General features: G+C 69.8%; 20 protein-coding genes and 1 pseudogene. 6 read left to right on the top strand and 15 right to left on the bottom strand.

The window, feature by feature from the left end; genetic code table 11:
• Window positions 1–11 precede the first annotated feature (11 nt).
• The 15 genes and pseudogenes from purF to leuC all read right to left on the bottom strand — a co-directional run bounded on the left by purF (window position 12) and on the right by leuC (window position 16,464).
• A complete protein-coding gene (gene purF, locus UYS_RS0206120; RefSeq protein ID WP_016854622.1) occupies window positions 12–1,532 on the bottom strand; it encodes an amidophosphoribosyltransferase in 1,521 nt (506 codons plus the stop codon).
• Window positions 1,533–1,581: 49 nt separating this feature from the next.
• Window positions 1,582–2,154 carry a CvpA family protein gene (locus tag UYS_RS0206115; RefSeq protein WP_016854621.1) on the bottom strand — a complete coding sequence of 191 codons (573 nt, stop codon included), beginning with the start codon at window positions 2,152–2,154 and terminating at the stop codon, window positions 1,582–1,584.
• A 4-nt stretch (window positions 2,155–2,158) separates the two neighbouring features.
• Complete coding sequence (locus UYS_RS0206110; RefSeq protein ID WP_016854620.1) at window positions 2,159–2,851, bottom strand: SPOR domain-containing protein; 693 nt, start codon at window positions 2,849–2,851, stop codon at window positions 2,159–2,161.
• Entirely contained in the window at window positions 2,848–4,194 is a 1,347-nt protein-coding gene (gene folC / locus UYS_RS17005; protein ID WP_016854619.1) for a bifunctional tetrahydrofolate synthase/dihydrofolate synthase, read from the bottom strand. Before folC ends, UYS_RS0206110 begins: the two co-directional genes overlap by 4 nt.
• Window positions 4,195–4,201: 7 nt before the next feature.
• The gene (gene accD, locus UYS_RS0206100) at window positions 4,202–5,188 is read right to left on the bottom strand and encodes an acetyl-CoA carboxylase, carboxyltransferase subunit beta (protein WP_016854618.1); all 987 of its coding nucleotides are present in this window, start codon (window positions 5,186–5,188) and stop codon (window positions 4,202–4,204) included.
• Window positions 5,189–5,261: 73 nt separating this feature from the next.
• On the bottom strand, window positions 5,262–6,065 hold the full coding sequence (gene trpA / locus UYS_RS0206095; RefSeq protein WP_016854617.1) for a tryptophan synthase subunit alpha: 804 nt from the start codon (window positions 6,063–6,065) through the stop codon (window positions 5,262–5,264).
• 9 nt (window positions 6,066–6,074) lie between these two features.
• A pseudogene (trpB, locus tag UYS_RS17000) lies at window positions 6,075–7,288 on the bottom strand (tryptophan synthase subunit beta).
• Between the two features lie 60 nt (window positions 7,289–7,348).
• Window positions 7,349–7,990 carry a phosphoribosylanthranilate isomerase gene (locus UYS_RS0206085; protein ID WP_016854616.1) on the bottom strand — a complete coding sequence of 214 codons (642 nt, stop codon included), beginning with the start codon at window positions 7,988–7,990 and terminating at the stop codon, window positions 7,349–7,351.
• The gene (gene truA / locus UYS_RS0206080; RefSeq protein ID WP_040478059.1) at window positions 7,983–8,930 is read right to left on the bottom strand and encodes a tRNA pseudouridine(38-40) synthase TruA; all 948 of its coding nucleotides are present in this window, start codon (window positions 8,928–8,930) and stop codon (window positions 7,983–7,985) included. The genes UYS_RS0206085 and truA overlap by 8 nt, the downstream gene beginning before the upstream one ends.
• A 7-nt stretch (window positions 8,931–8,937) precedes the next feature.
• A complete protein-coding gene (locus UYS_RS0206075; protein ID WP_156821551.1) occupies window positions 8,938–10,104 on the bottom strand; it encodes a tetratricopeptide repeat protein in 1,167 nt (388 codons plus the stop codon).
• 61 nt (window positions 10,105–10,165) lie between these two features.
• On the bottom strand, window positions 10,166–11,533 hold the full coding sequence (locus UYS_RS0206070; RefSeq protein ID WP_016854613.1) for a type IV pilus assembly protein FimV: 1,368 nt from the start codon (window positions 11,531–11,533) through the stop codon (window positions 10,166–10,168).
• A 289-nt stretch (window positions 11,534–11,822) separates the two neighbouring features.
• Window positions 11,823–12,935: an aspartate-semialdehyde dehydrogenase gene (gene asd / locus UYS_RS0206065; RefSeq protein ID WP_026068386.1), complete on the bottom strand. Its 1,113-nt coding sequence runs from the start codon at window positions 12,933–12,935 to the stop codon at window positions 11,823–11,825.
• 166 nt (window positions 12,936–13,101) lie between these two features.
• Window positions 13,102–14,181 (bottom strand): 3-isopropylmalate dehydrogenase, encoded by a 1,080-nt coding sequence (gene leuB, locus UYS_RS0206060; RefSeq protein WP_016854611.1) that lies wholly within the window; start codon window positions 14,179–14,181, stop codon window positions 13,102–13,104.
• 174 nt (window positions 14,182–14,355) lie between these two features.
• Complete coding sequence (gene leuD / locus UYS_RS0206055; protein WP_016854610.1) at window positions 14,356–15,009, bottom strand: 3-isopropylmalate dehydratase small subunit; 654 nt, start codon at window positions 15,007–15,009, stop codon at window positions 14,356–14,358.
• A 3-nt stretch (window positions 15,010–15,012) separates the two neighbouring features.
• Entirely contained in the window at window positions 15,013–16,464 is a 1,452-nt protein-coding gene (gene leuC, locus UYS_RS0206050) for a 3-isopropylmalate dehydratase large subunit (protein WP_016854609.1), read from the bottom strand.
• A 245-nt stretch (window positions 16,465–16,709) separates the two neighbouring features.
• On the opposite strand from leuC, the gene UYS_RS0206045 reads away from it, so the two are divergent.
• From UYS_RS0206045 to UYS_RS0206020, 6 genes are all read left to right on the top strand, one after another.
• Window positions 16,710–17,606 (top strand): LysR family transcriptional regulator, encoded by an 897-nt coding sequence (locus UYS_RS0206045; RefSeq protein WP_016854608.1) that lies wholly within the window; start codon window positions 16,710–16,712, stop codon window positions 17,604–17,606.
• Window positions 17,607–17,797: 191 nt separating this feature from the next.
• On the top strand, window positions 17,798–18,955 hold the full coding sequence (locus tag UYS_RS0206040) for an aromatic ring-hydroxylating oxygenase subunit alpha (protein ID WP_016854607.1): 1,158 nt from the start codon (window positions 17,798–17,800) through the stop codon (window positions 18,953–18,955).
• Window positions 18,952–19,719, top strand: a complete 768-nt coding sequence (locus tag UYS_RS0206035) for an SDR family NAD(P)-dependent oxidoreductase (RefSeq protein ID WP_016854606.1) — start codon at window positions 18,952–18,954, stop codon at window positions 19,717–19,719. The genes UYS_RS0206040 and UYS_RS0206035 overlap by 4 nt, the downstream gene beginning before the upstream one ends.
• A gap of 31 nt (window positions 19,720–19,750) precedes the next feature.
• The gene (locus UYS_RS0206030; protein ID WP_016854605.1) at window positions 19,751–20,671 is read left to right on the top strand and encodes an ABC transporter substrate-binding protein; all 921 of its coding nucleotides are present in this window, start codon (window positions 19,751–19,753) and stop codon (window positions 20,669–20,671) included.
• A gap of 225 nt (window positions 20,672–20,896) precedes the next feature.
• A complete protein-coding gene (locus UYS_RS0206025) occupies window positions 20,897–22,561 on the top strand; it encodes a choline dehydrogenase (RefSeq protein WP_016854604.1) in 1,665 nt (554 codons plus the stop codon).
• A gap of 10 nt (window positions 22,562–22,571) precedes the next feature.
• Window positions 22,572–23,522, top strand: coding sequence for a PDR/VanB family oxidoreductase (locus tag UYS_RS0206020; RefSeq protein WP_016854603.1), 951 nt, complete (start codon window positions 22,572–22,574; stop codon window positions 23,520–23,522).
• Window positions 23,523–23,549: the final 27 nt, after the last annotated feature.

Below are 23,549 nucleotides of genomic sequence, written 5' to 3'. Positions count from 1 at the left end.
GCGCCTTCCTGTCAGTCGGTGTCGTCTTCCTGATTGTGCATGCCCACCAGCGCGTGGTCGCCGGCGCTCTGCTCGGACTTGGCGTCGTCGTTACGGCTGGCTTCCAGGGCGGCCAGATAGGCGTCATCGATGTCGCCGGTGGTATAGCGACCATCGAACACCGAGCAGTCGAACTCGTCCAGCGCCGGGTTGATCTCGCGACAGGCCGTCTTCAGGTCCTCGAGGTCCTGGTAGATCATGCGGTCGGCGCCGATCAGCTCGCCCACCTCGTCCTCGGTGCGGCCGTGAGCGATCAGCTCGCTGGCCGCCGGCATGTCGATGCCGTAGACGTTGGGATAGCGCACGGGCGGCGCCGCGGAGGCGAAATAGACGTTCTTCGCGCCGGCTTCCCGGGCCATCTGGATGATCTGGTTACAGGTGGTCCCGCGCACGATGGAGTCGTCGACCAGCAGCACGTTCTTGCCCTCGAACTCGATGTCGATGGCATTGAGCTTCTGGCGCACCGACTTCTTGCGCTGGGTCTGCCCCGGCATGATGAAGGTCCGCCCGATGTAGCGGTTCTTCATGAAGCCTTCGCGGTAGGTCACGCCCAGGTGCTGAGCCAGCTCCAGGGCCGAGGTCCGCGAGGTGTCGGGAATCGGGATCACCACGTCGATGTCGTGATCCGGCCACTCGTGCTTGATGCGATCGGCGAGTTTGCGCCCCATCGCCATGCGGGTGCCGTAGACATAGGCGCCGTCGAGCAGGGTATCCGGGCGCGCCAGATAGACGTGCTCGAAGATGCAGGGGGTCAGACGCGGTGCGTCGGCGCACTGCTGGGTATGGATCTCGCCGTCCATGCTGACGAAGATCGCCTCGCCCGGGGCCAGGTCGCGATGCAGCTTGAAGCCCCCCACGTCCAGCGCCACCGACTCGGAGGCGATCATCACTTCCTGGCCCTCGCCCTCGTCGCGGCTGCCGAACACCACCGGACGGATGCCGTGCGGGTCGCGGAAGGCCACCATGCCCACGCCGTTGATGATCGCCACCGCGGCGTAGCCGCCCAGGCAGCGACGATGCACGCGACGCACGGCGTCGAAGATGTCGCCCGGCGCCAGGTGCGGCCCCTGCTTGCCCAGCTCGTGGGCGAAGACGTTGAGCAGCACCTCGGAGTCGGAGCTGGTGTTGATGTGGCGCAGGTCGGAGGAGAACAGCTCCTGCTTGAGCTGGTCGGCGTTGGTCAGGTTGCCGTTGTGGGCCAGCGAGATGCCGTACGGCGAGTTGACGTAGAACGGCTGGGATTCCGCCTCACTGGAGGAGCCGGCCGTGGGATAGCGCACGTGGCCGATGCCCAGGTTACCCTGGAGACGTGCCATGTGGCGGGTGTGGAAGACGTCGCGCACCAGACCGTTGCTCTTGCGCAGCAGGAAGCGACCGTCGTTCCAGGTCATCATGCCGGCGGCATCCTGGCCTCGGTGCTGGAGCACCGTCAGGGCATCGTAGATCCCCTGGTTCACCGCCTGCTTGGCCATCAGGCCCACGATACCGCACATTACACCTTACCTCGCTTGCCTTGGTTGGGCGGCACTGCGGCCGCCTCGATCAATCATGTCGGGGGGTAGCGATCCGCTCGTCCGGTGCCTGCGATGGCATCAGCGAGGCGGGATCGCCGAGGGATTCGGGGGATACCGGCAGCCGCCCTTCCCAGGCGGCCAGGCGGCCGATCGCCCAGTCCTTCAGCTGCTGGAAGGGAGGCCGCAGGCTGGCCTGCTGCCAGGCCTCGAGTTGTTGCAAGGGGGTCAGGCCGATCAGCAGGGTCGCCACCACCAGGATGGCGCCGCCCTTGGCCAGGCCGAAGGCGGCACCGGCCACGCGGTTGAGCAGGCCCATGCCGACCCACTCCACGGCGGCCTGAATCAGGCGGATGATCACCCCGCAGGCCAGGATCACGCCCAGCACCACCAGCACGAAGGCCAGGATCAGACGCCCGTCGGGGCTGTCGATCAGGCCATCGAGCTGGGCGGCCAGGGGCGCGGCGAGCCAGCGCGCCGCCAGCAGCGCCACCACCCAGGCCGCCAGGCCCAGGGCCTCGCGGACCAGGCCGCGCACCAGCCCGGCGATACCGGTGACGGCGAGCACCGCCACGAACAGCCAATCCAGCCAGGTCAGGGTCATGACCTTATTCCGTCTCCACCAGCAGGCCCTGAAGATTGAGGTCGGCCTTGAGCTCGGTCATCGCCTGCTCGGCGACCTCGCTGCTGGCATAGGGCCCGACGTATACGGTGGTCAGATCGTTGTTGCGCGGACGCCGATAGGCGGGGAAGCCCTGATCCTCGAGGCGTGTCTCGAGGCGCTCGGCGTTGGCCGGCTCGCCGAAGCTGCCCACCTGCACCGCCCACTCGCCGCCGGAGACCGCCTCGCGGGTCGGCGCGTCGGCGGCCGCCATGCGCTCGTCGGCGGCGCGGGCCAGATCGGCGATGGGGTCCGAGGCGGGCGCATCGGCCTCGGACGATGCCGCGGCATCACCGGAACCGGCCGTCGCCTCGACCTCGGTCGGGCGCTCCTGCGCCCTGTCCTGGTCGGTCGACGCGTCGTCGCCGTCGGAGGACGAGGCATCGGCCGGCGCCTGCCCCGCCTCGACCGAGACGACGTCATCGCCGCCCGACACCGGGTCGCTGGACGCCAGCTCGTCCGGAGGCTCGGGTGCCTCGGGCTCGCGGTGCGGCACCTCGATCGGCTGCTCGATGCTCATGGTCGGCTGCGGGCGATCTTCCCGCGGCGCCGGATCATCGAACAGCAGCGGCAGGAAGATCACCGCCAGGGCCAACAGGATCAGCGCACCGCTGATCCGCTCTCGCCATCCGTACTTCATCTCGTTCCCTCGCTGCCGGCCTCCGCAGCAGCCTGCGCCGGCTCGGCCCAGGCCGCCAGTACATCGGCCACGGTGAAGAAGGAGCCACAGACCAGGACCCGGTCCGCCGGGCTCAGCCGCTCGCTCAGCCAGGCCACGCCGGCCGCCGGGGAGTCGGCCCGGTGCCACACCGGCTGGCCGAGCGCCTCGAGGGTCTCGGCCAGCGCCTGGGCGCTGCGCGCCCGATCGCCCGCCAGGCTCACCGGCAGCCAGGCGTCGATCACCGGCGCCAGGGCGCCGATCACGCCCTCGGCGTCCTTGTCGGCGAGCATGCCCAGCAGAGCGACGGTGCGCCCCTCGCAGGGCCGCTCGGCCAGGCGTTCGGCCAGGTAGGTCGCGGCATGGGGATTGTGACCGACGTCCAGGCACCACTGGCCGCGCCACTGCATGCGCCCGGGCAGCTCGACGCCGGCCAGAGCTCGCCGGCAGGCATCGGGCTGCAACGCCCAGCCGCCCAGCGCGAAGGCCTGCAGCGCGGTGGCGGCGTTGTCCAGCGGCAGGCCCGGATCGGGCAACGCCTCGAGGCGCGCCTCGGCGCCCGCGACATCATGCCCCTGCCAGGTCCAGCCGCCCTCGCCCGCTTCTCGGCCGAGGGTCTCGCGCCGGCATGCGGCACGCGTGAATGCCGTGCCCAGGGCATGCACCTCGGCGCCCAGCGCCTCGGCGGTGGCGGCCACGCTTTGCGGAAGTGCCTGGCTGCCCAGCACCGCGGGGCGGCCCGCGCGCATGATGCCGGCCTTCTCGCGGCCGATGACCTCGAGGTCGTCACCCAGATAGGCGGCATGGTCGCGAGCGATGGTGGTCACCACCGCCACGTCGGCGTCGAGCACGTTGACCGCATCCAGGCGGCCGCCGAGGCCGACCTCGAGGATGGCGAGCTCGGGCGCACGCCCGCGGATGGCGTGCAGCGCGCCCAGGGTACCGGCCTCGAAGTAGGTCAGGCTGATCGGCTCGCCGTCGAGACGCGCGGCCTCGACGGCCTCGAAGCCCGCCACCAGCTCGGCATCGCCGGCCTCAACGCCGTCGAGGCGCAGGCGCTCGTTGTAGCGCAGCAGATGGGGCGAGGTGTAGGTGGCCGTGCCGATCCCGTGTGCCCGGGCCAGCGACTCCAGCATGGCCACGGTGGAGCCCTTACCGTTGGTGCCGGCCACGGTGATCACGCGCCCGGCGATGGGCCCATCGAGCAGCCCCATGCGCCGGGCGACCTCGGCCACTCGCTCGAGGCCGAGGTCGATGCTCACCGGGTGCGCCGCCTCCAGCCGCGCCAGCCAGTCCTCGAGGGAAGCGGAACGAGCGTCGTTCATGTGGCGATCAACGCTCGGCGTCCTGACGCGGTTCGGCGCCGTCGTCCGCCGCCGGCTCGAGCGGGACGTCCTCGGCCTGCTGAGCGGCGTCGACCAGATCCGGCTCGGCGTCCTCGGGCGCGTCGGCCGGGCCGTTGGTCGGCTGGTGGGTCAGCTTGCGCAGCACGCCGCCGAGGCGCTCACGCATCTCGTGGCGGTGGACGATCATGTCCACGGTGCCGTGCTCGAGCAGGAACTCGCTGCGCTGGAAGCCTTCCGGCAGCTTCTCGCGCACGGTCTGCTCGATGACCCGCGGGCCGGCGAAGCCGATCAGGGCGTTGGGCTCGGCGACGTTGAGGTCACCGAGCATCGCCAGCGACGCGGAAACGCCGCCGAAGACCGGGTCGGTCAGCACAGAGATGTAGGGCACGCCGGCCTGCTTGAGCTTCTCCAGCGCGGCGGAGGTCTTAGCCATCTGCATCAGCGAGAACAGCGCCTCCTGCATGCGCGCACCGCCCGAGGCGCCGAAGCACACCAGCGGCACGCCGTCTTCCAGGGCCTGCTCGGCGGCGCGCACGAACTTCTCGCCCACCACGGCGCCCATGGAGCCGCCCATGAAGGTGAACTCGAAGGCCACCGCCACCACCGGCAGGCCGTCCAGCTGGCCGCGCATGGCGATCAGAGCGTCCTTCTCGCCGGTGGCCTTCTGGGCCGCGGTCAGGCGGTCCTTGTATTTCTTGGAATCACGGAACTTGAGGCGGTCGACCGGCTCGAGCTCGGCGGACAGCTCCTCGCGGCCCTCCTTGTCGAGGAACCAGTCGAGACGCTTGCGTGCCGTGAGACGCAGGTGATGCTCGCACTTGGGACAGACGTGGTGATGCTTTTCGAGTTCAGGCAGGTACAGCACCCCATCGCACTTGGGACACTTGCGCCACAGACCATCCGGTACGGTCGAGCGGCGGTCCTTGCGCTGAATGCGGCCCACCGAGGGCACGATCTTGTCTAGCCAGCTCATGTCAGAAACGCTTCCATTTTTTGCGGTCGCCCCATCTTGAGGGGGCGACTGACGAATCGGTGTTCGGGGTCTGTCAGGCGTCCAGGGCCTGGCGCATCTCGCCCAGCACGGCTTCCAGCTCGGCGGGAATCGCCTCGGGCCGCTCGGCATGCTCGGCGATGCGCGAGACCAGCGCACTGCCGACGATCACGCCGTCGGCCACGCGGCCGACCTCGGCGGCCGAGGCCCCGTCGCGGATGCCGAAGCCGACGCACAGCGGCAGCTCGGTCATTTCGCGCAGCGGCGCCAGGTGCTCGGCGACGTCGGCGGCATCGACGCTGGCACCGCCCGTGACGCCCTTGAGCGAGACATAGTAGAGATAGCCTTCGCCATGGGCGCATATTGTAGCGGCCCGGGCCCGGGAAGTGGTAGGGGCGACCAGGAAGATCGAGGCCAGACCGCGCGCCTTGAGCGCCGGCCCCATCAGATCGGCCTCCTCCGGCGGCATGTCGACCAGCAGCACGCCGTCGATGCCGGCGTCCCGCGCGGCGTCGGCGAAGGCCTCGAGGCCCATCCGCTCGACCGGGTTGAGATAGCCCATCAGCACCACCGGGGTCTCGGCGTCGTCGCGACGGAACTCGCGCACCATCTCGATCAGGTCGGTCAGGCGCACGCCGTGCACCAGGGCCCGCTCGCAGGCCTTCTGGATCACCGGGCCATCGGCCATGGGGTCGGAGAACGGCACGCCCAGCTCGATGACGTCGGCGCCGGCCCGCACGAGGGCGTGCATGAAGCCCACGGTGTGCTCGGGGGCGGGGTCGCCGGCGGTGATGTAGGGAATCAGCGCACGGCGGCCCTGCGCCTTGAGCGCGGCGAAGCGTTGGTCGATACGATTCATCGGTGTCCCCTAGAGTTCGATGCCGTCGAGCTTGGCGACCGTCAGGATATCCTTGTCGCCGCGTCCGGAGAGGTTGACCACGATATGCTGGTCGGGGCGCATCTGCGGCGCCAGCACCCTCGCATGGGCCAGCGCATGGGCCGACTCCAGCGCCGGCATGATGCCCTCGACGTGGGTCAGCTCGCGGAAGGCCTCGAGCACGGCGTCGTCGTCCGCCGCCACGTAGTTGACCCGGCCCACGTCCTTCCACAGCGCATGCTCGGGCCCCACGCCCGGATAGTCGAGCCCGGCGGAGATCGAATGGGTGTCGCTGACCTGACCGCCCTCGTCGGACATCAGATAGGTGCGATTGCCGTGCAGCACGCCGCGCGGCGCGCCGCCGGCAGGCTGGCCGCGTGCTTGCCGGTCTCCAGCCCTTCGCCGGCGGCTTCCACGCCGATCAGGCGCACGCTCTCGTCTTCGAGGAAGGGGTGGAACAGGCCCATGGCGTTGGAGCCGCCGCCGATGCAGGCCACCAGCGAATCGGGCAGCCGGCCCTCCTTCTCGGCGAGCTGCTCGCGCGCCTCCTGGCCGATCACGGACTGGAAGTCGCGCACCATGGCCGGATACGGGTGCGGGCCGGCCACGGTGCCGATGATGTAGAAGGTGTCCGCGACGTTGGTCACCCAGTCGCGCAGGGCATCGTTCATCGCATCCTTCAGGGTGCCGGTGCCGCTGGTCACCGGGATCACCTTGGCGCCCAGCAGCTTCATGCGCTGCACGTTGGGCTGCTGGCGATCGATGTCGGTGCTGCCCATGTAGATGATGCATTCCATGCCGAAGCGGGCCGCCACGGTGGCGGTGGCCACGCCGTGCATGCCGGCGCCGGTCTCGGCGATCACGCGCGGCTTGCCGCTCTTCTTCGCCAGCAGCGCCTGGCCGATGGTGTTGTTCACCTTGTGAGCGCCGGTGTGATTCAGGTCCTCGCGCTTGAGCCAGATCTGGGCGCCGCCGAGGCGCTGCGACCATCGCTCGGCGTGATAGAGCGGCGATGGCCGACCGACGTAGTGGGACAGGTCATGGTCGAATTCGGCCTGGAACTCCGGATCGTCGCGCAGCTGCGCGTAGGTCTTCTCCAGATCCTCCAGGGCGAAGCTCAGGGTCTCCGAGACGAATCGGCCGCCGTAGGGGCCGAAGTGGCCGCGGGCATCAGGCAGCCGGGTCAGGTCGCTGAACTTGCTCACAAGGACACCTCACAGGGTCGCCAGTAGGGAATGGACGGGACGCCGCTTCGACAGCGAGGGTCAGGCATCGGCGCATCGGACCGCGCGGAGAAAGTCGGCCATTGCCGCGCCACCCTTGATACCGGGCGCGGTCTCGATGCCGCCCGACACATCCACCGCCAGGGGGCGCACCGCGGCGATGGCCTCGGCCACGTTGGCCGGCGTCAGGCCTCCGGCGAGAATAACAGGTTTCGCCAGGCGCGCGGGGATGCGCGACCAGTCGAAGGTCTCGCCGGTGCCGCCGGGCACGCCGGGGCGGTAGGCGTCGAGCAGCAGCGCCCGGGCATCGGCGTAGTCACGGGCGGCGGCGGGGAGATTCAGGCCGTCGCGCATGCGCAGCGCCTTGATCCAGGGCCGGGGGGCGGCCGCGCAGAACGACGGCGTCTCCTCGCCGTGGAACTGCAGCAGGTCCAGATGCTCGGCGGCCTGGGCCACCAGCGCCGCGTCGGGATCGACGAACAGCCCGACCCGGGTGACGAAGGCCGGCACCCGGGCGGCCAGCGCGGCCAGGCGCTCGAGATCCACCGCCCGCTTGCTGCCGGGCCACAGCACGAAGCCCAGGGCATCGGCGCCGGCCGCCACCGCGGCATCGACGTCCTCGGGGCGGGTCAGGCCGCAGAACTTGATGCGGGTGCGGCCCAGGGCCGCGCCATGCTCAAGCATCGCCGTCCTCCTCCGCCGCCAGCGCCGCCGCGGCGTTGGCCGCCCGGGAGCGATCGCGCCGGTAGGCGGCCATGGGCGAATCGGGCACCGCCCGCTCGCCGCTCCACTCGCCGAGGAAGGCCAGCAGGTTGGGGCCCAGCGGCTCGGCGGGCAGCCCCCAGCTCTCGTCGAAGAGGCAGTCGACGAAGTGCAGGCCGTGGGCCGGCGCGGTGACGTCGCCCAGGGTGCGATCACGCAGGGTCAGCAGCCGGGCGATGTGGCCCTCGTCCTGGGCGCCGCGCCCCACCGACATCAAGGCGCCTGCGATGTTGCGGATCATGTGATGCAGGAAGGCGTTGCCCTGCACGTCGATGACCACCAGCGGGCCGTAGCGATTGACCTCGATGAAGTGCAGGTGGCGCCAGGGCGTCGTCGACTGGCAGCCGGCGGCGCGGAAGGTGGAGAAGTCGTTCTCGCCGACCAGCGCCTGGGCGGCGCGATGCATCGCCCCGGCGTCGAGCGGATCGCGACACCAGGTCACGTTGTGGCGCTCGAGCACCGGCGGGCTGGTGCGATTGAGGATCACGTAGCGATAGCGCCGCGCCAGCGCCGAGAAGCGGGCATGAAAGTCGTCGGCCACCGGCTTGACCCAGCGCACCGCGATGTCGCGGGGCAGGTTGGCGTTGGTGCCGAACACCCAGGCCTTCTCCGAACGCGGCGAAGGCGGGTCGAAGTGAATCACCTGGCGGGTGGCGTGCACGCCGGAGTCGGTGCGGCCGCTGCACATCACCGAGACCGGCGCGGCGGCCACGCGGGACATCGCCTTTTCCAGGGAGGCCTGCACCGAGGCGCTGTGCTTGAGGCGTTGCCAGCCGCAGTAGGCGGTGCCGTCGTATTCCACGGCCATGGCCAGTCGGCCGCGGAGGGGTTGCTTGTCGTCGAGACGATGAAAGAAGGTCATGCGTTCTTCATGGCTGATGGCGGTCGAGCAGGTCGCGGGCCTCTTGCCGGGCGGCGGCGTCATCGGACGCCTCGAGGAAGCGCTCCAGCATGACGCGCGCCTCGCGAACCTCGCCGACCTCGATCAGATGGCGTGCCTCGTCCAGGATGGCGGTCGCAGGCGCCGCGTCGTCGGAGCCGTCATTATCCCCGGGCAGCGGCGGGAACGCCACCTCCTCGACGTCCCAGCCCGCCGGATCACGCTCACCGCGGTCGTCACGATCGACAGCCTCTTCGGGCGTGAACGCGATCTCCGGCTGACGCGGCGTTTCCTCACGGGGCGCGGCCGGCTCCAGCGACGGCGGCCGGTAATCGATGACCTGGCTGCCGTCCTCCTTCGTCCGGGTGGTCACCCGGGGCATCTCCGGCTCAGGCGCTCGCGCCGGCTGCGAGACCGGCACCTCAGGGGCGCCGCCGGGCCCACTCGCCCGATCCGTCCCGGTCGTCGACTCGGCCGATGCCTCGTACGGCTGCCGGCCGGGATCGGCGGACGATGCCGCATCGGAGCGGGGCTCGATGACCGGAGGACGATAGCGCGACAGATCGGACGAGCCCGAGGCCGGGCCCGTCCGTTCGGGCTCGACGGGCTCGCGCGAGTCGCCGGCCTCGCCGAAGTGACGCGGCTGGCGCTCATCGGCCGCGCCGAAGACCGCGCGCTCGGCGGGGGCCGGCGCGTCCTCCGGCTCCTCGGCGGGGCATCCCATCAGCCGGGCCACCTCGCCGCGGACCACCGCGTCGTCGGCATGGCGCAGCCGCTCGGCCTGGGCCTCGGCGGCGGCGCGATCGCCCTGCTCCAGCTGCACCCGCATCAGCTTCAGACGCAGGTCCTCGCGCCCCGGATCCCGGGCGACGCTCGCCTCCAGCAGCTCGCGGGCCTGGTCGTAGCGGCCGTAGGCGATGAAGATATCGGCTTCGCTGATCGCCTCCGCCTCCGGCATGGCCGCGCGCACCGAACGCCCGGACGCGCCCGCGGCGTCATTCCCGGCCGCCGGCGAGGCCGACTCGCCCGGCGGGCGGATGACCCGGTTCTCGCCGAAGGCGGGCGCCGGGCGAGCCGGCGCGCCCGCTTCCTCGCGACGCCGACGCACCAGCGCCCACAGCGCCAGCAACAGCGCGAACGCCGCACCGCCCAGCACCAGCGGCCGCTCGACCGCCCCCGGTAAGAGCGCGCCCCACCAGGGACGCGACGAACCCGTATCACCNGGCGCCCTCGGCCGGCCCCACGCCGCCGGCCCCCGCCGCATCGACGCCGGCACCGCCGGCCGCCAGGGCGGCGACCCGGTCGCGCAGCGCATCCAGCTCCTCGCGCAGCCCGCCGACCTCGTCCTCCAGCGCGTCGCGCTCGGCCCGCACCTCGACCAGGGCCGAGCGGCTCTCCTGGAAGCGCTGTTCCAGGCGCAGCAGGCGTTCGTCGTCGGTCAGCCCGCCGCGGCCGGTGATGGCCGCCAGCACCTCGGGGGCGATCCGCTCTGCGGCGTCGAGAGACGCCGGGGGCGCCGCCGTCACCACACCGCCGACCTCGCCGCTGCCTCCCCTCGCCGCGTCCCCGGCACCGCCGGCATCGACGCCGCCATCGTCCAGGCCGGCGGCGACCTCCTCGTCGGTCAGCAGGGTCAGGCGTGGCGCCTCGTCGCGCGAGGCCTCGCGTGGCGACTCGGTAGGTACGGTCTCGTCGGCGCTCGTCTCACGCCTCTCGCCCCCGCGCCTCTCGCCCCCAGGCATCTCGAGCCCGGACGTGTCCCTCTCGGCCATGGCCGGCTCGGCGGGCCCGAGCGGCACCGGTGCCGGCGCCCCGCCACCGCGACTGGCCCAGGCACGGCTCATGGCCTGCGCCAGCTCGGCCGACCTTGCCGGCGAACGCGCGGCGATGGCCTCTCGGGAGGGCACGGTCAGGGTATAACCGGCACGCATCTCGTTGATGTTGCCGCTGGGGAAGACCTCGGGATTGGCCTCGACCAGCGCCAGCATCATCTGATTCATGCCGATGCCGCTGTCGGGCCGCAGCCGGCCGGCCACCGCCCACAGGGTATCGCCGCTGCGCACCCGGGCCGGATCCCCGCCACCGTCGGAGGACACGGCCCGCGCGGGCGCCGCCGACGCCGGCGATGTCGAGGACGTCGTCGTGGCCAGGCCCACCGACCCGCCGCCCTCGACCAGCGGCGGCATGGCGGCATAGTCGGGCGGGTCGAGCAGCAGCGTCACCTCGCGCAGCTGGCGGCCGCCCGGCCAGTCGAAGCGCAGCAGCAGATCGACCCAGGGCTCGCGCACGGCACGCTCGCTGGAGAGCTCCAGCACCAGCCGCCCCTGGCGACGCCGGACCGCCAGGTCGACGCTGGCCACCAGCGGCGTGCGGGTCAGTCCCGCGTCACGATAGGCGTCGCCGTCGGCCAGCGAGGCGTTGAGCAGGCCGACTTCCAGACCGGCGGTATCGGTCAGCGGAATGGTGGCGCGCAGCGGCGCGTTGAGCGTCGAGCCGACCTCGGCGCTGCCGAGCCCCAGCGCCAGTGCCAGCGGGCTGACCAGGTAAAGCGGCAGCAGTGTGGTGAGCGATAGCGTGCGTTTCATGGGTCCCCTTACGCCGCCCGGTCGGGCGCGGTGCACGGCGCCGACCTGGAGCAGTCAATACGATATCTGTCCTACTGGCCTAACACTTTCGGCTCGTTGGTGGCCCTCAGCCACCCGCGCCCGTATCTCGCTCTTTCAACGTAACCCATTGATCTACGCCAGGGCGAGCCCGCCCCAACGACAGGCGGGGCGCCTCCCGAAGGAGACGCCCCGCCAGCCCCACTCCGCCTGGTGGGGAGAACATCATCGATTCCCGTGGCCCGCAGATCATCGGAAACCGGAATGCCCCTTACTGCTCGCGCAGGATCTTGAGCATCCGCTTGAGCGGTTCGGCCGCGCCCCACAGCAGCTGGTCGCCGACGCTGAAGGCGGACAGGTATTCGCCGCCCATGGCCAGCTTGCGCAGGCGGCCCACCGGCACGCTCAGGGTGCCGGTGGCGGCGGCCGGGGTCAGCCCGTCGATGCTGGCATCCTTGTCGTTGGGGATCAGCTTGACCCAGTCGTTGTGGGTCGCGATGCGCTCCTCGATCTCGTCGAGCGGCACGTCCTGGCGCAGCTTGATGGTGAACGCCTGGCTGTGCGAGCGCATGGCGCCGATGCGCACGCAGAGACCGTCGATCGGCACCGGATTGTCCTGCAGGCCGAGGATCTTGTTGGTCTCGACGTTGCCCTTCCACTCCTCGCGGCTCTGGCCGTTGTCGAGCTTGGAGTCGATCCACGGCAGCAGGCTGCCGGCCAGCGGCGCGCCGAAGTTATCGGTCGGGAACTCGCCGGAGCGCATGGCCGCGGTGACCTTGCGATCGATGTCGAGGATGGCGCTGGAGGGATCGGCGAGCTCGTCGGCCACGCTGTCGCGCAGGCCGCCCATCTGATTGAGCAGCTCGCGCATGTGCTTGGCGCCGGAGCCGGAGGCCGCCTGGTAGGTCATGGAGGTCATCCACTCGACCATGTTGGCCTCGAACAGGCCACCCAGGCCCATCAGCATCAGGCTGACGGTGCAGTTGCCGCCGACGAAGGTCCTGGCGCCGCGGGCCAGCTGCTCGTCGATCACCTTGCGGTTGACCGGGTCCAGCACGATGGTGGCGTCGTCGGCCATGCGCAGGGTGCTGGCAGCGTCGATCCAGTAGCCCTTCCAGCCGCCGTTGCGCAGGTCCTCGTAGACCTTCTTGGTGTAGTCGCCGCCCTGGCAGGTGATGACCACGTCGAGCGCCTTGAGCGCCTCGAGGTCGAAGGCGTCCTTCAGCGGAGGCACCTCAACGCCGACGTCGGGGCCGGCCTGGCCGACCTGGGAGGTGGTGAAGAAGATCGGCTCGATGCCGTTGAAGTCTCCATCTTCCACCATCCGCTGCATGAGCACGGAACCCACCATGCCCCGCCATCCGACGAAACCGACTTTCAACATGTGAAGTCCTCCAGAAAGAATTGAACCCGTTAGTCTACAGAAAAAAGCGTGGCCTAACAGCGAGCGCCCGGTTGTCGCGATCGCGACACGAAATGACAGGAAAACGCACACTTCCTGCCACGTTCATCGCCTCGAGCGCTTCGCCGACACGCCACTCCTCGGGCGATCAGAGCGCCTCGAAGGCCGCCAGCACGGCGTCACCCATCTCGCGGGTGGAGACGCGGGGCGCGCCCTCGGCCGCGATATCGGCGGTGCGCAGGCCATCGTCGAGCACCTTGCCCACGGCGGCCTCAATGCGCTCGGCCAGCTCGGCCTCGCCCAGCGAGTAGCGCAGCATCATGGCCACCGAGAGGATGGTGGCCAGCGGATTGGCCAGGCCCTGACCGGCGATGTCCGGGGCACTGCCGTGACAGGGCTCGTACATGCCCTGACCGGATTCGTTCAGCGAGGCCGAGGGCAGCATGCCGATGGAGCCGGTGAGCATGGCGGCGGCATCGGAGAGGATGTCGCCGAACATGTTGCCGGTGACCACCACGTCGAACTGCTTGGGCGCGCGGACCAGCTGCATGGCGGCGTTGTCGACGTACATGTGCGACAGCTCGACGTCCGGGTATTCCGGCGCCAGCCGCTCCATGACCTCGCGCCACAGCATGGTGACCTCGAGCACGTTGGCCTTGTCGACGGAGCACAGCCTCTTGCCCCGCTTCTGGGCCATCTCGAAGGCGACGCGACCGATGCGCTCGATCTCGGCCTCGGAGTAGACGTAGGTGTTATAGCCGACCCGCTGGCCATCGCGCTCCTCGATGCCGCGCGGCTGGCCGAAGTAGATGCCGCCGGTGAGCTCGCGCACGATCATGATGTCGAGACCGGATACCAGCTCGGGCTTGAGGCTGGAGGCCTCGGCCAGCTGCGGGTAGAGCAGCGCCGGGCGCAGGTTGCCGAACAGGCCGAGCTCCTTGCGCAGGCCCAGCAGGCCCTTCTCGGGGCGCTTGCTGATGTCCTCGAGCTTGTCCCACTTGGGGCCGCCCACCGCACCCAGCAGCACGGCATCGGCGGCCTTGGCCTTGGCCAGGGTGCCCTCGGGCAGCGGCGAGCCCTCGAGATCGTAGGCGGTGCCGCCGACCGGCGCCTCCTCGACCTCGACGTCGAGGCCGCGGGCCTGGCAGGCGGCCAGCACGCGGCTGGCCTGGGCGGTGATTTCCGGGCCGATGCCGTCGCCCGGGAGAACCAGAATCTTGCGTGTCATCGTGTCTTCCTTGTGTCCTCAGGGCCGAGCGGCCCAAGGGGCGCCGGGGGCAGGCCGCAGAGAAGGTCCTACGCCACGGATGGCATCGGTAGCGCCCATGGATGGGTTCACAGCGCCTTCTCGCAGGCCTGCCGCCGGATCAGCCCCGCCGCCCGACTGATGCGGGGTAAAACGTCAGGCGCTTGCCTCATCGCGGAACAGCCAGGGCCGCGCGGCGCGGTGCTTCTGTTCGAAGGCGCGGATGGCGTCCTCGTCCTGCAGGGTGATGCCGATGTCATCGAGCCCCTCGAGCAGGCAATGCTTGCGGAAGGCGTCGACCTCGAACTCGAGGACCTCGCCGGACGGCGTGAGGATGCGCTGAGCCTCGAGATCCACGTCGAGGCGATAGCCTTCCTCGGCCTCGGTCTCATTGAACAGCCGGTCGACCTGCGCCTCGGGGAGCTTGATCAGCAGGATGCCGTTCTTGAAGGCGTTGTTGTAGAAGATGTCGGCGAAGCTCGGCGCGATCACCACCCGGAAGCCGAAGTCGGCCAGCGCCCAGGGCGCGTGCTCGCGGGAGCTGCCGCAGCCGAAGTTCTGACGCGCCAGCAGCACGCTGGCGCCCTGATAGCGCGGCTGGTTGAGCACGAAGTCGGGATTCAGCGGGCGCTGCGAGCAGTCCTGCCCCGGCTGGCCCTCGTCGAGGTAGCGCAGCTCGTCGAACAGGTTGACGCCGAAGCCGGTACGCTGGATCGACTTCAGGAACTGCTTGGGAATGATCAGGTCGGTGTCGACGTTGGCGCGATCCAGCGGCGCGACCAGGCCCTGGAGACGTTCGAATTTCTGCATGGCTCAGGCCTCCTGCTGCTGGGTGGCGTCGTGGGCGGCAAGCCCGCGAACGTCGACGAAGTGGCCGGCGATGGCGGCGGCGGCGGCCATGGCCGGGCTGACCAGGTGGGTGCGCCCGCCGTAGCCCTGGCGTCCCTCGAAGTTGCGATTGGAGGTCGAGGCGCAGTGCTCGCCGGCGCCGAGCTTGTCGGCGTTCATCGCCAGGCACATGGAACAGCCCGGCTCGCGCCATTCGAAGCCCGCCTCGCGGAAGATCGCGTCGAGCCCTTCCGCCTCGGCCTGCTGCTTCACCAGGCCCGAGCCCGGCACCACCATGGCCAGCTTGATGGAATCGGCAACCTTCTTGCCGCGCGCCACCTTGGCGGCCTCGCGCAGGTCCTCGATGCGGGAGTTGGTGCAGGAGCCGATGAACACCTTGTCCAGGCGGATGTCGGTGATCTTCTGCTTCGGCGCCAGGCCCATGTACTCGAGCGCGCGGCTGATGCCGGTGCGTGCGGTATCGTCGACGGCCTCGGCCGGGTCCGGCACTTCCCCGCCGATGCCGGTCACCATCTCGGGGCTGGTGCCCCAGCTGACCTGCGGCTCGATGTCCGCGGCGTTCAGGGTCACCACCTTGTCGAAGTCGGCGCCTTCGTCGGACACCAGGCCACGCCAGTCGGCCACCGCGGCCTCCCACTGCTCGGCGCTGGGCGCGTAGTGGCGGTCCCTGAGGTAGTCGATGGTGGTGTCGTCCACGGCGATCAGGCCGACCCGCGCGCCCGCCTCGATGGCCATGTTGCAGACCGTCATGCGGCCTTCCATGGACAGTTCGCGGATGGCGCTGCCGGCGAACTCGATGGCGTAGCCGGTGCCGCCGGCGGTGCCGATCTCGCCGATGATGGCCAGCACCACGTCCTTGGCGGTGACGCCGACGCCGAGCTCGCCTTCCACGCGCACCTGCATGTTCTTCATCTTCTGGGCCAGCAGGCACTGGGTGGCCAGCACGTGCTCGACCTCGGAGGTGCCGATGCCGTGGGCCAGCGCGGCGAAGGCGCCGTGGGTGGCGGTGTGGGAGTCGCCGCAGACCACGGTCATGCCGGGCAGGGTCGCGCCCTGCTCCGGGCCGACCACGTGCACGATGCCCTGGCGCGGGTCGTTGATGCGGAACTCCTCGATGCCGAACTCGTTGCAGTTGTCATCGAGGGTCTGGACCTGGATCAGCGACACCGGGTCCTCGATGCCGGCATTGCCCTCGGCCCGCTCCTTCAGGGTGGTCGGGACGTTGTGGTCCGGCGTCGCCAGGTTGGCGTCGATCCGCCACGGGCGGCGGTTCGCCAGGCGCAGGCCCTCGAAGGCCTGGGGCGAGGTCACTTCGTGGAGCAGCTGGCGATCGATGTAGATCAGCGCGGTGCCGTCGTCGCGCTCCTTCACCAGGTGCTGCGACCACAGCTTGTCGTAGAGGGTCTGGGCTGCCATCTCGTTCTCCCGGGCCTGGGCCCTGTGCGTGTCCGGTCGGTCTTTTGGCGCTTGGCGCTTTGCGCTTTGCGCTTTGCGCTTTGCGCTTTGCGCTTTGCGCTTTGCGCTTTGCGCTTTGCGCTTTGCGCTTTGCGCTTTTGCAGAAGTGTCCCGCGACGCGCACATAAAAGCAATTCATGTTATTTATTTAAAGGATTCCTGAAAGGAATACAGAACTCTCCCAAGCCCACATCGCTGGAGCCCGAATGGATACCCAGAGCCTGCAGGCCTTCCTCGCCGTGGCCGACGGCGGCAGCTTCTCCCGCGCCGGCGAGCAGCTGCATCTCACCCAGCCGGCGGTCAGCAAGCGTATCGCGGTGCTCGAGGATCAGGTCGGGGCGCGGCTGTTCGATCGCATCGGCCGCCGGGTGACACTGACCGAGGCCGGCCGGCTGCTGCTGCCGCGTGCCCGGCAGATCCTGGTCATGGTGGACGACAGCCGGCGTGCCCTGGGCAACCTGGACGGCCAGGTGGCGGGCAGCCTGACGCTGTCCACCAGCCATCATATCGGCCTGCACCGACTGCCGCCGCTGCTCAAGGACTATACCCGCCAGCATCCCGAGGTGCGGCTCGACCTGCGCTTCGAGGACTCGGAGCAGGCCTACCAGGGCGTGCTCGACGGCACGCTGGAAATCGCCGTGGCCACCCTGGCCCCGCATCCCGACGCCCAGCTCCAGGTGGTGCCGGTGTGGATCGACCGGCTGTGCTTCGTCTGTGCCCACGATCATCCCCTGGCCGCACGAGGCCCGCTGGCCCTGAGCGAGCTGTGCGCCTTCGATGCCGTGCTGCCGGGACCGCTGACCTTCACCCGTGGGTTGATCGAGGCACGCTTCGCCGCCGCCGGCCTGCGCCTGCCGGTGACGCTGTCCACCAACTACCTCGAGACGCTGAAGATGATGACCGCCATCGGCCTGGGCTGGAGCCTGCTGCCGGAAGGCCTCGCGGCCGGCGAACTGCACGTGCTCGAGGTGGATCACCCGCCGATCCAGCGCCCGCTGGGCTATCTGGTGCACCGCAGCCGCACCCTCTCCAACGCCGCCCGGGCGATGCTGGAGCGGCTCGAGCAGGCCCGCGAAGCCCAGGCCAGGGCCCTGCCGACATGATGTCGCGAAAGATCAACGAAATTTCGCCGACAAAAGCCAAAAACCGCCTTTTTCTAACCATTTGCGGCATCTAAATGCCGCTTTTCATCACACGCCAACACAGATAGTGTCGCTAAACCTCATGTCACGCCCCTCCGAGTCGCCTAGCCTTGGGCCGTACACAACGACACCGTGATGTTTGAGGTAATACCATGAGCCACTCCCACCAGGCCTGGGCCGCCCAGCGTCCCGAGCGTGCCCTGACCCTCCCCTCCCGCTACTTTTACGACTCGTCGCTGTTCGAGGAAGAGCGTGAACGCATCTTCATGAGCGCCTGGCATTTCGGCTGCCACGTCAATGAACTCGACGTTGCTGGCGCCTTCGTGGTGCGCGACATCTTCGATCAGAGCGTGATCCTGATGCGTGACCGGGCGGGCGAGCTCCATGCCTTTCACAACGTCTGTCAGCATCGCGGCAACCGCCTGCTCAACGAGACTCGTGGCGTGCAGAAGGGCGTGATTCGCTGTGCCTATCATTCCTGGTGCTATGGCCCCGACGGCCGTCTCAAGGCCGCCCCACGCAGTGATCGCATCGAAGCCTTCAATGTCGACGACTACCGGATCCCTCCCGTGCGACTGCAGATCTTCGCCGGCAGCGTCTACTTCAACTTCGATCCCGACGCCCCGGACATGCACGACCTCTTCCCCGGCGCCGAGTCAGCGATCCGCGATGCCATTCCCAACCTCGACCGGATGCACCTGATCCAGGAGGACGACGTGATCGTCCCGGCCAACTGGAAGGTGATCATGGACAACTCCATCGAAGGCTACCACTTCCAGCTCTCGGGCCCCTGCCATGTCGACCTGGCATCGCTGATCGACTTCTCCGGCTACAAGCTGCGCCATCACGACAACTGGTGGACCTATGGCGCCCCGCCCAACCGGGACGCCACCGAGGCCTACGGCGTCCCCCTCGGCCGCGAGGTGGAAGACGGCGATGGCTTCTTCAACATCGGTCTGTGGCCCCACAACACCTTCTATCAGTTCCCGTTCTCCCAGTGCATGGGGACCTTCATGATCATCCCACTGGATGCAGAGCGCAGCCTCCTGCGCTTCGGCTACTACAGCGCTCATGATCTCGACGCCCTGCCCGAGGTGACCCAGGAAAGCATTCGCTGGATGAACGAAGATCTGGGACCGGAGGATATCGAGCTCAACATCACGACCCAGAAGGGCCTGCGTTCGCTGGGCTACGATCAGGGTCGCTACATGATCGATGCCGAGCGCAGCAACGAGAGCGAGCACCTGGTGCTGAACTTCCACCGCCTCGTGCATCGCGCCCTTCACGGCGAGCCGGGAGGTGAGGCATGAGCGCCCAGGGCACCTTCGCCGGCAAGAGAGTACTGATCACCGGCGGCGCCCGCGGGATCGGCGCCGCCACCGTGCGCCGCTTCCTCGAGGAGGGCGCGACGGTGGCCATCGGGGCGCGACGCGCGGCCTCGGTCGACGCCCTGCGCCGCGAGCTGGGCGACGGGGCCCGGGTGGTCGCCGCGCCGGGGGAGCTGTCTGACCGTGCCGCCTGTGCCGCCGTGGTGGAAAGCGCCGTGGCAGGGCTTGGCGGCCTGGATATCCTGGTCAACGCCGCCGGCGTCTTCGACGAAGTGCCCTTCGAGACGGTCACTCAGGCCCATTGGGACAGCACCTACGGCGTCAACGCGGCCGGCACCTTCTTCACCCTCCAGGCCGCCCTGCCCCACCTGGAGGCGGCCGGCGGCAACGCCGTGAACCTGGGCTCGGATGCCGGGCTGATCGGCTACCCGCCGAGCAGCGTCTACTCCGGGGCCAAGGCCGCGGTGGTCAACCTGACCCGGGCGCTGGCCCTGGAGCTCGCCGGACGCATCCGCGTCAACTGCGTCTGTCCGGGCAACGTGGCCACCGACATGATCGATGCCGCCGCTGACGCCAGCGGCGATCGCGAGGCCTACCTGGCCGCCGCCCGCGCCCGGGCCCCTATGGGCCGCATGGCCCGCCCCGAGGAGGTCGCCGACGCCATCCTCTACCTCGCCTCGCCCCGCGCCGGTTTCACCCACGGCGCCATCCTCTCGGTGGATGGCGGCGGGGTCTGCGGCTTCTGAACACGATAACAATACATTGAGGAGACTCCCCATGATGCAGCATCCCCATGCCCTGCGTACCGGCCTGCTGGTCGCCAGCCTGAGCGTCGCCGGCCTCGCCCAGGCCGACGAGATTCGCTTCGCCACCCCGCCGTGGCCCGGTGCCACCGTCAAGACCGAGGTGGCCAGCCAGCTGCTGGAGCGCCTGGGCTACGAGACCAGCGTCAAGGAGGCCAGCACCGCCATCATCCTGGAGGGTCTGGTTGGCGACGACATCGATGTGGATATGGCCCTGTGGCGCCCGTCTCAGGGGGCCATGCTCGATCCGCGCCTGGAAAGCGGCGAGCTGGTCGAGCTCGTCCACAACATCCAGGGCGCACGCTTCAAGCTTGCCGTGCCCGGCCATGTCTGGGACGCCGGCGTGCACTCCATGACCGACCTGGCCGAGCACGCGGAGCGCTTCGATCACAGCTTCTACGGCATCGAGCCCGGCAACGTCGGCAACGAGATCATGCAGGACGCCATCGACGAAGATGTCTACGGCCTGGGCGACTGGCGGGTGGTGGCCTCCAGCGTCACCGGCATGCTCTCGCAGCTCGAGGCCAACAACAATGACGACCGCTGGACCGCCTTCCTGGGCTGGGAGCCGCACTGGATGAACGTCGTCTACGACGTGCATTACCTGGAGGATCCGGAGGGCCTGTGGGGCGGCGCCAGCACCGTCTCCACCGTGGCCAGCGCCGCCTTCATCGAGCGCGCCCCCAACGTCGCCACCTTCCTCGAGCAGATGGTGGTCCCGATCGAGGTGCAGAATGCCTGGGTCCACGAGTTCAGCCGCGAGGAGCGCCCCCTCGACGACGTCGCCCGCGACTGGCTCGACGCCAACCCCGACCTGGTTGGCGAATGGCTGGAAGGCGTGAGCAGCGCCGACGCCAGCACCCCGGCCCTGGAAGCCTACCTGACCCGGCGCTGAGCCCACGGCGCCTTACCCGATCAACGCGATGGACCGTAACGGCGGCCTGTTCCGAGACACCGCCCTTCGAACCCGCCAGGGCCCACCGCCATGGCCGATTCAACGGCGCGGGGCTATATCGCCCTCCGGTCGCCGACGGCGACGGCCCATCGCTCTATCTTGCCTTCAATGCCCATCACTCTGGCGCCGTCGTCATGAGCCCGAGGCACAGGGCATGGAGTTTTCATGAACCAGACCCCTGACTACGACTACATCATCGTCGGCGCCGGCTCGGCAGGCTGCGTGCTCGCCGATCGCCTGACCGCCGATGGCCGCTATCGGGTGCTGCTGCTCGAGGCCGGCCCCAAGGACCACTCCTGGACCATCCACATGCCGGCGGCGATGGGAGCGGCCATCGATGGCCCGCGCTTCAACTGGCACTACTGGTCGGGCCCCGAGCCCCACCTGGACGGTCGCCATATCGCCACGCCCCGAGGCAAGACCCTGGGGGGATCCTCCTCGATCAACGGCATGGTCTACATCCGCGGCCATGCCCGGGACTACGATGCCTGGGCCGAGGCCGGCTGCGAGGGCTGGAACTACGCCCGGGTACTGCCCTACTTCCGGCGCGCCGAGGGCCATGCCCTGGGCGGAGACGACTACCACGGCGGCGATGGCCCGCTACGGGTCAGCCCCGGCCAACCGATCGACCCGCTGTCGCGCGCCTTCCTGGAAGCCGGCGAACAGGCGGGCTACTCCGCCAGCGCCGACGTCAACGGCTATCGCCAGGAGGGCTTCGGTCGAGTCGATCGCACCACCTGGAAGGGCCGGCGCTGGAGCACGGCCCGCGGCTACCTGGCCCGGGCCCGGCGCCGCACCAACCTGACCGTGATGACCGGCGCGATGGCCGAGAGGGTGCTGGTCGAGGACGGCCGCGCCTACGGCGTGGCCTACCGCCAGGGCACCCGCCGCGTCGAGGCACATGCGCGGCGCGAGGTGCTGCTGGCCGGAGGCGCCATCAATAGCCCCCAGCTGTTGATGCTTTCCGGAATCGGTCCCGGGGACGAACTCGAGCGCTGGGGGATCGATGCCACCCATCGCCTGGAAGGGGTCGGCCGACGACTCAATGATCACCCCGACACCGTGGTCGCCTACCGCTGCTCGCGCCCGGTCTCCCACGCGCCCTGGACCCGGGCGCCGCGCAAGTGGTGGCTGGGCATGCGCTGGTTCGCCGATCGTGGCGGGCTGGCCGGCACCAACCTCTTCGATGCCGGGGCCTTCATCCGCTCGCGTGCCGGGGTCGAGCATCCGGACCTGCAGCTGACCTTCATGGCACTGGCCGTCGAGCCCGGCACCGTGGAGGCCCTCAAGGACCATTCCTTCCAGGTGCATATCGACCTGATGCGCCCCACCAGCCTGGGGCGCGTACGCCTGGCCGACACCGACCCGGCCCAGGCGCCAAGGATCGTCTTCAACTACCTCGCCACCGAGCGCGACCGGGCCGACATGCGCGCCGCGGTGCGCCTGGTGCGCGAACTGATCGATCAGCCGGCCTTCGACGGCCTGCGCGGCGAGGAGATCTCCCCGGGGCCGAACTGCCAGAGCGACGAGGCCTTGGACGCCTGGGCCCGGGCCACCACCGAGACCGGCTATCATGCCGCCGGCACCTGCAAGATGGGCCCGGCCAGCGACCCGGAGGCGGTGGTCGACCCCGAGCTGCGCGTCCACGGGCTCAAGGGCCTGCGCGTGGTGGACGCCTCCATCATGCCGACCATCGTCAGCGGCAACACCAATGCCCCGACCGTGATGATCGCCGAGAAGGCCAGCGACCTGATCCTGGGGCGCCCCGCACCGGCCCCCAGTGAGGCGCCGGTATGGATCCACCCCGACTGGCAGCACCAGCAACGCTGAGGAGGTTCCCATGTCCGATCGCCTGTCGCTGATCCTGACCCGCCACCGCCGCCTGTCCCCGTCCATCGTCGAGCTGACCCTCGAGGCCGCCGACGGTACGACGCTGCCGGTCGCCCCGGCCGGAGCGCACCTGGAGCTCGACCTGCCGGGCGGCCTGGTCCGTCACTATTCCCTGCTCGACGACGGCGCCGACGGCCGCTACCGCCTGGGGGTGCTGCGCGAACCCGATTCCCGCGGCGGCTCGGTGTTGCTGGTCGATGACGTCCGGGAGGGGCAAGCCTTCACCGCCTCGGCACCGCGCGACCGCTTTCCCCTCGACGAATCCGGCCGTCGCCAGGTGCTGATCGGCGGCGGCATCGGCATCACCCCGCTGGTGGCCATGGCTCGACGGCTGTGCCGGCGCGGCCTGACCCCCGAGGTGCACTACCTGGTGCGCCGGGAGGAGGACGCCGCCTTCGCCGACGAGCTCGCGGCCCTGCTGCCCGAGGGGGCGCTGCACCTGCACGTCTCCGACCGGGATGGGCGCGCCGAGGTGGCCGACCTGGTCGGCGAGGTGGACGCCGGGGTCCGCATCCACGCCTGCGGCCCGGAGGGTCTGCTCGCCGCCCTGGAGGCCGTGGCCGTGACCTGGCCGGCAGGCTGCCTGCAGCTGGAACGCTTCCGCGGCGCGGCGCCAGACGCCACGCCCCGCGACGGCCAGTGCGAGATCGTGCTCGCGCGCAGCGACCGCACCGTCGTCCTGGCGCCCGATGAATCGCTGCTCGACGGCCTGACCCGCGCCGGCGTCGCCCCGCCCACCCTGTGCGGTGAGGGCGCCTGTGGCACCTGCGCCTGCGGCGTGATCGAGGGCGACGTGGATCATCGCGACGTGCTCCAGGACGATGCCGAGAAGGCCGCCAACGACACCCTCTATGCCTGCGTCTCGCGCCCGGCAGGCGCGCGCCTGGTACTCGACCTCTGACTTCCGATTTCTGATATTCGACCACCC

It is taken from the genome of Halomonas smyrnensis AAD6 (genome assembly GCF_000265245.1).
GTDB classification, from domain to species: domain Bacteria; phylum Pseudomonadota; class Gammaproteobacteria; order Pseudomonadales; family Halomonadaceae; genus Halomonas; species Halomonas smyrnensis.
The sequence above is the reverse complement of the archived record's forward strand: the minus strand, read 5'-3'. Positions and strand labels throughout refer to the sequence as shown.